At 50.7% G+C, this 9615-nt stretch carries 10 protein-coding genes; 4 read left to right on the plus strand and 6 right to left on the minus strand.

The window, feature by feature from the left end; translation table 11 throughout:
- Window positions 1–70 precede the first annotated feature (70 nt).
- Complete coding sequence (locus PPL9_RS28865; RefSeq protein WP_208989706.1) at window positions 71–946, plus strand: DMT family transporter; 876 nt, start codon at window positions 71–73, stop codon at window positions 944–946.
- A gap of 68 nt (window positions 947–1014) precedes the next feature.
- Here PPL9_RS28865 and PPL9_RS28870 read toward each other — a convergent pair whose 3' ends face one another.
- The 5 genes from PPL9_RS28870 to PPL9_RS28890 form a co-directional block, all read right to left on the minus strand.
- A complete protein-coding gene (locus PPL9_RS28870; protein ID WP_057465945.1) occupies window positions 1015–1251 on the minus strand; it encodes a hypothetical protein in 237 nt (78 codons plus the stop codon).
- Between the two features lie 197 nt (window positions 1252–1448).
- Window positions 1449–2939 (minus strand): hypothetical protein, encoded by a 1491-nt coding sequence (locus PPL9_RS28875; protein ID WP_057465946.1) that lies wholly within the window; start codon window positions 2937–2939, stop codon window positions 1449–1451.
- Window positions 2940–3241: 302 nt separating this feature from the next.
- Window positions 3242–4729: an NAD(P)/FAD-dependent oxidoreductase gene (locus PPL9_RS28880; protein ID WP_057465967.1), complete on the minus strand. Its 1488-nt coding sequence runs from the start codon at window positions 4727–4729 to the stop codon at window positions 3242–3244.
- Between the two features lie 11 nt (window positions 4730–4740).
- On the minus strand, window positions 4741–5211 hold the full coding sequence (locus PPL9_RS28885) for a cupin domain-containing protein (protein WP_082597162.1): 471 nt from the start codon (window positions 5209–5211) through the stop codon (window positions 4741–4743).
- A 427-nt stretch (window positions 5212–5638) separates the two neighbouring features.
- Entirely contained in the window at window positions 5639–5923 is a 285-nt protein-coding gene (locus tag PPL9_RS28890; protein ID WP_057465947.1) for a putative quinol monooxygenase, read from the minus strand.
- A 214-nt stretch (window positions 5924–6137) separates the two neighbouring features.
- Here PPL9_RS28890 and PPL9_RS28895 point away from each other — a divergent pair, with 214 nt between their 5' ends.
- Window positions 6138–6494 (plus strand): helix-turn-helix domain-containing protein, encoded by a 357-nt coding sequence (locus PPL9_RS28895; RefSeq protein ID WP_057465948.1) that lies wholly within the window; start codon window positions 6138–6140, stop codon window positions 6492–6494.
- A gap of 101 nt (window positions 6495–6595) precedes the next feature.
- On the opposite strand, the gene PPL9_RS28900 is transcribed toward PPL9_RS28895, so the two are convergent.
- Window positions 6596–6829: a hypothetical protein gene (locus PPL9_RS28900; protein ID WP_208989707.1), complete on the minus strand. Its 234-nt coding sequence runs from the start codon at window positions 6827–6829 to the stop codon at window positions 6596–6598.
- Window positions 6830–7255: 426 nt separating this feature from the next.
- On the opposite strand from PPL9_RS28900, the gene PPL9_RS28905 reads away from it, so the two are divergent.
- Both PPL9_RS28905 and dusA read left to right on the plus strand, forming a co-directional pair.
- Window positions 7256–8488 (plus strand): calcium-binding protein, encoded by a 1233-nt coding sequence (locus tag PPL9_RS28905; RefSeq protein ID WP_057465950.1) that lies wholly within the window; start codon window positions 7256–7258, stop codon window positions 8486–8488.
- Window positions 8489–8735: 247 nt separating this feature from the next.
- Window positions 8736–9615, plus strand: an 880-nt coding sequence (gene dusA, locus PPL9_RS28910) for a tRNA dihydrouridine(20/20a) synthase DusA (protein WP_057465951.1), incomplete at its 3' end; no start/stop codon positions are given.

Consider the following 9615-nt stretch of genomic DNA (forward strand, 5'->3'; position numbering starts at 1 on the left):
CCTGCGTATATATCCTAAGCATCAGATCGAATTAATTTGAGATCAAGATAATTGAGGTCGAAGTACATGCTTGTTCAGCTGCGCACGGCGCTTACGCCCGCAATTTTGGGGCACCACCTACGCCGTTACAACGTTGCTCTTGCCAGCAGAAGACCCTGTCTGGATGGTGGTCTACCGCCTGTTGCCCGCAGGCTTGTTGTTATTGGCGTTTGCGCCGGGCTTGCTTAAAGGCCCTTGGGTCAAAAGAGCGATGACCATCGGCTTGACCAATCTCTCCATGATCTTCTTTGTGTTCATCGCCGCTTTCCGCCTTCCAAGCGGAATGGCCGGAACTCTTATGGCAACACTGCCCTTGCAGATCATCTTTTACATCTGGATTCTGGACGGCAAGACGCCGGTTGCCCGCCAGCTCATCGCATCTCTCATCGGTCTGTTTGGCGTCGGCATGCTGCTGCTCGGCGCTGTTGAACTGGACTGGATTGGTATCGGTGCTGCAATGGCCGCCTGCCTGAGCACCTTCACAGGCGTTTATCTCAGCGGCAAATGGGGCAGACCAGATGCAAGCATGGTAACGTACACAGGCTGGCACGTCACATTAGGCGGCCTCTACGCCGTACCAATCGCACTTGTTTTGGAAGGCGCAGCTCCAGTGCCGGACTTGAACATGGCACTGGCATTCTTCTGGATAGGCATTTTGGGAATGGGTCTGGCTTCGGTCAACTGGCTGAAGGGGATCGTGCAGCTCAACCCAACAACCATTGGCTTCCTGTCTCTGGTCAATCCGGTATCCGCGGTTTTGTGCGGTCAGCTGTTGGTTGGGGAGCAATTTGGTTTGCGCCAGTGGGTCGGCATTCTCATCGTATTAGGAAGTATCGTGTTTGCGCTGAAGACACCCAGCGCTGCAAAGGTCGCGGCACAAACCAAAGATGCGGCTGCAACCAGTTAGAGCGCATTCCCGAAAGGCGACTCTGATTTTCAGATAAGAATAAGCGCCCCAAATTGAAAAACTATGGATTAGCGCAGGTAAGCGATATAGGCATCCTGCGCTTTTTGCATGGCCTCAACCTTGTCGTTGACGTCACCTTTGCACACAACACCATTGTGATGCAGCTCCCACCGCCATGGCTTACGGGCTTCATCATCACCTTCGCGATGAACCCGCATGCTCATCTCGGTATTGAGAACGCCTGTCCCTACAGTGTGATCCGGAACATTTCTCCAAAGCTGTCGCCACTGAAACTTCTTGGACATAGTTATCTAACACCCGATGTTCTTCCTATGTTCTCATTGTGAAATGATTCCATTAAAATTCTCCTAACGGATGTTAAGGATTCAATCTGAGAGGGCATGAAAACAGCCCAAACACGGGGTTGGGCTGCTCATTTTTTGATGAAATTTTCTGTTCCCAAACACCACGTCTTAAGCGATGTCTTGCATGGAAAACCAGATTATCTGCTCGGTTTTGGTGGTGCCTTGACCTTACCGTCTGGGGAGACCGTACCTTTGGAACCGCCTTCCAGATCGAAGCGGTAGGCGTCTCTGTTCACGGCATCCTCTTCGGCTGTTTCCAGCTTAGTCTCAAGCTGATCAACAACTGCCTCACTGGAGATCTCAAAGCCCTTGCCCTTGATCGGCTCGGAGAACGGTTCGGTATAAAGATCAGACCCCCATTGAGGCTTCAAACCGTGGTTGGCAACACCCAGGTTTACCTCAACAGCAGAGTGGTGCTCATCGCCAACCAGATATCCGGTCGCCAGCCATCTGCCCAGTTCCTTCACCTGGTTCTCGGCATTGTCACCTTCCAGCCCCAGTTCCTTCATCACCCCTTTACCCAGCAGGCGAATGCCGGTGAGGAAGCGGTCTGTGGTACCGGACGGACCAGCAACGGTTGGTTTGTTGTGCAGGTCCGCATCCTTGGCAAAGCCTGTGCCGTCTTTAACATCCCAAACAGAAAAACCGGGCTGGTGTTCAACAATAACCTTGTCCTTCGGCATCTCACCGGCTTTGACAGGTTTGTTTTCTTTGAACTGGTAGTCTTCTCTGTCGTGCCGATTACGCGGGTTGGTCTTCGCAAAATTAATCTCGCGTTCTGTCAGGCGTTTGTTCGCTTCCAGATCAGCAGCCGTTGCCCACGCGCCATCGCCGCCTTTCTTGCCGCGCTCACGATACTTCCGCTGGTTCGCTGTCAGGCTCTGACCTGCCAGTGCATCATTCTGCGGAACGGGTCCGTCAACTTGGTCACTGCCCGGCACTTCGCCGTAGAGCTCTGGGTTCTCCGAGGCGTTTTGCTTGTTCTCATTCCGATAAGTGTAAAGCTTCAACTCATCTGGAGCAGTGCTGTCCGGTCCAGCGCCACGAGGGCGGCCAAACTTGAAGCTGTGCAAGTAATCGATGTCGATGATGTCTTTCATCTTCTCCTGAAGTTCGGGGGAGTGATAGATCTTCTCCATGGCCTTTCGGAAAGCGGGGGAGTTGGACAAATCGAAATAGGCCGTGCCTTTTTCGCGGATTGTCACGTCGCTATCTTCTTTGCCCTTCTTGGCACCGTCGACAATCTTGGTAAAACCACCAGCACCCAGCTGACCGACAACACCGTATTTCGGATTGTCGCCCGTATAAGCCTGCATGGCATCCATCATACCTTTGAGCTCGTCGTCACCTTCAAGCCGCGTGAACACGGTCACAATGCTCTTGATCAGACTGTCAGCTGTCTTGTGTGCTGCCGGACTATCAGAAGCAATCTGCGCCATCGATGCTTCAACGGCTTTGTTGTCAGCAACGCTCAGCACATCAGCCTTGGGCATGCTGGCTTCTATTTGCTCAGCCTGCTGCACACTATCAGGAAAATCGATACCAAGATGCTGACATACGCGTTTCGCCCAGCTCAGCTCGTCTTGATTTCCTGAACTCTCAGGTTGTTGTTGTGCACCACCCAGCATCGACACACTCCTCAGACAGATGACCATTTATTCTCATCTCACGACAATGTCTGGGCCGTGTTGCATGGGGTTTAAAATAATCGATAAAATATTGAGAGGAGCGTTCACAAAGATCACAATGGTTATATCGGCATTGTTATGTTGCAAGTGGTTTGATTAAAACGCCGCTGATCACCGTTTAAAGGTGGTTCTCCAGCACCTTCAGCAAAACTGAAGGCACTGGAGAGACATTTAGAGATTATACGCGAGAAACAACCATTTAGCGCTACAGGCTTAACAGATGACGGCGTCTCACGATGTTGTTATTGTGCAAGATACTGCAGAGCTGACTTAAGGTAACTCCCATAGGCTTGCGCATTGGGATAAGAGAACTGCTCCGCAACAGGATTACTGCGCTTGCGTTTGGCCGCTCCAATATCTTCCAGCAGTTCATCAAAATGCTTGAAGTGGAATGGAGCTGAGCACAATCCACCATAAACCTGAGCTGCTGGTCGGTCATCACGTCGCCAATCCAGCATCTCATCAATGTTCTGACGCATTTGTCCATCCGTTGGTTGCTTCTCCAGCTGCCCATCCGCATAGCGCACCAGCCAGTTGGCAATCATCTCTGCAGAAAGCACCGTGCAGAAGCTGGAATTGAAGCCCACAAACCCCATTTCTGGCAGGTCAGGGTTTACAGAAAGACGGTAGGTCCGATACTGCCCGTCCTCTTCAATCAGCTTGTCACGATACTCTTTTGCCAGATACTGAATGCCCAGCTTCCACCCCACCGCAAGCACGGAAACATCACAGCCCACTTTATCGCCGTTCGTTAGCACTGCCTGACCATCTTCATAATGATCAATCGTGCCTTGAACCGGCTTGATAACGCCGCTCTTGAACCCCTCAAACAGTCCTGGGGTGACAATGGGAATTGAGCAGGAAATGTCCTTCTCAATCGGCACCTTCGGCACCATATCCCACTTCTTCAGCCCCAACTGAAGTATCAGCAACATCTCAAGACCGCGGAAATTCGCCCAGATCAACGGTTTTGCAATCGCAGCCATTGCCTTTTGCAGCGGATTTCTTCCCCAGCTGTTGAACTGCAACTCCTGTGCCCGCATGTAAAGCAGCCGTTTGAAATTGATGCCACCCACAAAATACGGCACCCGCCACACTGGCTCACGATACACCAATGTTACCTGAGAGGCCCCGTTCTTCGCCGCGTTCACCGCCACATCTGTTGCTGACTTGGACCCGCCCAGCACCACCACCCGTTTGCCTTTAGCAAGGGAAGGGTCGGTATAGTCGGATGAGTGCATGACATGCCCGCCCTGCGCCTCAAAACGGTCCTGTCCCGGATGGCTGATAATGTTCTTTTCAGAAAACTGTCCCGTTGAGATGACGACAAAATCGAAGTTTTCTTTGCGAACCTGCCCCGCAGCATCCAGCGTCAGTGTCCATCCTGGCTGGCCGTCCTCCCGGCGGTCCATAGAAAGGACCGACGTATTCAGCTGAAACAACCGATGCAGCTTGTGCTTGTGAGCATAGGAATGCAGATAAGCATGCACTTGCGGCCCCTTGGGCCATTCCGGATACTCCTTGGGCATAGGATGATCCGTATAACAATACAAATCTTTTGGAGACTGGGTCTGCACCCCCGGATAGGATCTGGAAAGCTCCCAGACCCCGCCAAAATCGTGGGTGCGCTCATAGCCAAACACCCGGTGCCCACGTTCGTCAAAGGCTTTGGCAGCTGCAAGACCACTCACGCCGCCGCCAATGACAGCAACTTTCTTCTTCTTCACCATATCAGCCACCTTTATTCCGCTGGTGGCGGTAGAAAGTCGACTTCATGCAAGGCAGAAATGCGCACAAGCTCTTCTGGATCTGTTACGCCATCCAGGGCCTCAAACAGATCATAAAGCTTGCGGGAAGGGGCCACGCCAAACACACAGGTTGCTTCATCGCCGGAGCGGTTGAAGATCCCATGCGCAATTCCGCGAGGCATTCTGATTGTGTCTCCCGGTCCCGCTTTGTGGCAAGCTTCCCCAAACTCCACCTCAAGGGCACCAGTCAAAACTGTGATCCACTCATCCTGTGTTGGATGAATGTGCGGTGGCACAAAGGTCCCGTCCGGAATAGTTGCATGCCAGATAAACACGTTCTCGGTCAGCACTTTAGGTGTGTATGTATGGCCAACAACATTCCAGCTGGTGTTGTCATTAAGGCCTTCCCCCACAAGCGTTACACCTTGCAAAGCACCTTCCGGCATCAAGATTTGATCAGACATAATTTCCCTCCTCATCAATAGAATAAAGTGGCTGTTTAGCTCTGATTATTTATTTTGAAAATTTATCAATCTATCTCCGCAATGCCTCCGTCATGAATACATAGAAATACTAGGCATTCAGGCGGTCTTGGTCAGGTTTATCTCGCATCTGCGAGATAAATAGTTACCTAGTCTGGATAGATTCTTTTTTAAACTTAAAACAATGATATCTGCGAAGGCAGATAGTTCAAGCTTAAAATGTTGTGGGGCTCTACAAACTATCGATTTTGGAGGATGAAATCAAAAATGTAGAACGCATAGGGAAGGACGTAACCAGCGGGATTTGCTGGGATTCGTCTGAGAGGGTTTCGGTTTTTACAATGTGCGATAAAATTATGCAGAGCCCTCACAACATTGGAAAGACTCTGCAAAATACTCGTAGCAGCTGTTAGATGCGTGTCATCTCGTTCACAGTAAACGCGTCAACGGCACCCTCTGTTGCCACCATGTAAGCAGCCAGATGCGGGGCATTCATGTGCTCCTGCCACAGCTCACGGGTCTCCCAGTTTTCATAGAACATGAAGTGACCAGAATTTTCATTGTCCACGTGCAGGTCATATTGCAGGCAACCAGCTTCAGCGCGCGTTACCGCAATCAGCTTCTCAAGCTCTGCCTTCACAAGATCTTCTTTGCCCTTAGCGGCATGGATATTGGCGACGATGGTCAAGGTCATAGGAGCAATCCTCTCTTTTGTTTTGCTGGCAGAGAACCTATATAGACGCTATATCAATAACAAGTACGCACAATTTTGGCCTATAGGTACAAGAAGTATACTAAGGCGTGCTCCCGAAAAGTGGTTCCGGTTTTTGGATAAGAGTACGTGCAAAAAAAGGCTTAGAGCCTGTTGCTTGAATGCATATGATAGCAACCTGCTCTCAGGAGATAATATGAGCGATAAAAACCAACGCTTCGAGCAATACAATTGCAGTCAGGGATGTCCGGTAGAAGCTGCACTGGAGCTGATTGGCGGCAAATGGAAGGGCGTTATTCTCTACCATCTGATGGAAGGGACACAGCGCTTTGGCGAGTTGAAAAAACAAGTCGGAACAGTCACTCAGCGTATGTTGACCAAACAATTGAGAGAGTTGGAAACCGACGGTCTGGTCTCCCGCAAAGTCTTCGCTGTGGTTCCGCCTCACGTAGAATACTCACTCACACCAAAGGGCGAAACTCTACGCCCCATTATCACCGCACTGCGCGATTGGGGCATCGATCATGCTGTACGGGAAAAGGAAGAGGCCTGAACGATGAAGAAAAAGCGTATCAACCAGAATGAACATAGCGTTCAAGCCGGGATACGCTCAAAAGATAAGACATAATATGGCGTAGGGGTAATCTGGCTTCTTTAATGGCCCTCACCAAACGGCCATGAAAATGGCCAGAAAAACGGCCCAAGCCCAACTGTACAGAAAAACAGGAAGTAAGCACCAACCATGCGCACCAGATCCAGCTTATAAAGCGCGAGCGCCGCCTCATAAAACACGTAGGCACTAAACACCATAAACCCAACCCCAAGCAGCACTTGCACGCCCAGGATCACCAACTCCTGAAAAGACCGCGAAGCCTCCGGTTGCGTCACACCACCACCCATATCTCAGCCTTTCTCCATTCCAAACACACCCAAAACCCTACCAGATCCCACAATCACTCACACCCCACAATGTTGTGTGTGGGGAGGGATGCAGTCCGAATGCCGGCAGCTCGCACGCACTAATCGGTGCTCATAAGACTTCTCATCGCGGTTCTCATGCAAAAATAATATCAACTGAAATCTGGAAAAAAATAATATGAAAACAACTCACTCAATGGGAGTGAAAACTAGTTCTTTAAATTTATAATTGCATTGTGCATATAATTAAATCTGTGGTTGATTTGTGAGGGTTAGCTAGTTTCATCGATTGAACGTAGTTGGGATTTTTTGAATCAATTGAGAGTAAAATCATATTTGAAATCAAATATTTTTAGCGACAGCGTCATGGTGTGATTTTTATTTTCAGAGGTTGTCATGTCTGATTCTGTTTCTTCAATTCCTCCCAGTGATACGCCTGACTTCGGTCTTGTTGAGACTGCGCTCTCAACGCAAACTTCTCCGGAACCGACATTTTCGGATGAACAGGAGAACACTTACGTCTACGAATATGGCAGCGACCATGACACGATCATCGACGTGCACGCAGACAGCTCCGAGATCAACGAGCTGGTTGTCGGGTCTGGCTACTATCCATATGACGTGCAGTTCAGCCGTCCGTCTGGCACGGACAACGACGACCTTCTTCTCACGTTCCCCGATGGCGGCACGTTGCTGATTAAGAACCAGTTTGCCGATGGTCAGGGTATCCAGACAATCCGCTTTGCAGACTTCGCTGAGTTTGTGCTGACAGGCTACGAGATCATGGAAGCCACGTTCACCTCTACTGAGGGCGATGACGTCATCCATGGTGGCGATCAGGGTGATACGCTTTATGGCTATGAGGGTGACGACACCCTTTACGGCCATGAAGGTGATGACACTTTGAACGGTGAGATTGGTGATGACACGCTCATCGGTGGTGCAGGCAACGACACCTATAAGTATGAATATAACAGCGGCCATGACACGATCATCGACGTGCACGCAGACAGCTCCGAGATCAACGAGCTGGTTGTCGGGTCTGGCTACTATCCATATGACGTGCAGTTCAGCCGTCCGTCTGGCACGGACAACGACGACCTTCTTCTCACGTTCCCCGATGGCGGCACGTTGCTGGTTAAGAACCAGTTTGCCGATGGTCAGGGTATCCAGACAATCCGCTTTGCAGACTTCGCTGAGTTTGTGCTGACAGGCTACGAGATCATGGAAGCCAAGTTCACCTCTACTGAGGGCGATGACGTCATCCATGGTGGCGATCAGGGTGATACGCTTTACGGCTATGAGGGTGACGACACCCTTTACGACCATGAAGGTGATGACACTTTGAACGGTGAGGCTGGTGATGACACGCTCATCGGTGGCGCAGGCAACGACACCTTCAGGTTTGAGTACACGCATTTTGGCAATGACACTATCAGTGACTTTAATGTTGATACTGAAGTTATTCAGTTTGAGTTTGGATTTCTGATGAACTTCGGTGAACTGCTGGAAGCAGCAAGTGATGTGGGAACAGATGTTGTCATTCAACTTGATGATGAGACGTCGATTACTCTAAACGGTGTCCAGACAGACAACCTTCAAGAGAGCAATTTTGAGTTTCTGATCTAAACGGCCATAAGCCGTTATAGAAGGTTGATACTTGGGGCGGTCGGTTTGTAATCGGCTACCCTAAGTGGTTTTCCGGCAAATACTTCGATGCACGATCACCAGATGCACCCTAACCAATATCTTAATTCGTCTTAACTATTCATTCCGTCATAGCAGTCCATTCCTACGTTTCTGGTGGGGCTGACTTGCCAATTTGGTGCAGAAAGGGCAAAAGACTGCGACTTGAGGCAGTTTGAGACCGTCGTGAATGACTGAAGCAACAAAAAAACTCTATGATATCAACCAACCCGTCTTTGCAGTCGCGCCGATGCTTGACTGGACGGATAGGCATTGTCGTGCGTTTCATCGTGTTCTTTCAAAGAACTCGCTGCTCTATACTGAGATGGTCACTACTGGCGCCTTGATCCATGGCGACAGGGACCGTCATCTTCGGTTTTCTAAAGATGAGCAACCAGTTGCCTGCCAGTTGGGAGGCTCTGATCCCCAAGCACTGGCCGAGTGTGCCAAGATGGTGGAAGACTGGGGCTATGATGAGGTCAACCTCAACGTGGGCTGCCCGTCTGACCGGGTACAGTCCGGCAAATTTGGTGCCTGCCTCATGCTGGAACCTGAATTGGTAGCAGAGGGCATTGCCGCCATGAAGGATGTGGTGTCTATTCCCGTCACCACCAAATGCCGCATTGGGGTGGATGATCAGGAACCGGAGGAAGCGCTGAATGCGCTGGCAGATAAAGTCATCGCAGCTGGCACGGACGCACTGTGGGTGCATGCCCGCAAGGCCTGGCTGAAAGGCCTGAGCCCGAAGGAAAACCGCGATGTGCCACCGCTGGATTACGACCTTGTCTACCGGCTGAAGCAGCGCTTGCCGAACGTGTTTATCGGCGTAAACGGCGGTGTAGCCACATTGGAAGAGACCTCAGCGCATTTGGAAAAGCTGGACGGCGTCATGATGGGCCGCGCAGCCTATCAGAACCCTATGCTGCTGGCTGAAGTGGACCGCGTGGTCTACGGCGAAGCCATCGACACAATCTCGCCGGTTGAAGCGATGGACATCTACCGCAGCTATATCGAGGATGAGTTGACGGCTGGCACAAAGCTGGCGTCAATCACCCGCCATATTTTAGGAA

The organism is Pseudovibrio sp. POLY-S9 (assembly GCF_001431305.1).
Lineage (GTDB): Bacteria > Pseudomonadota > Alphaproteobacteria > Rhizobiales > Stappiaceae > Pseudovibrio.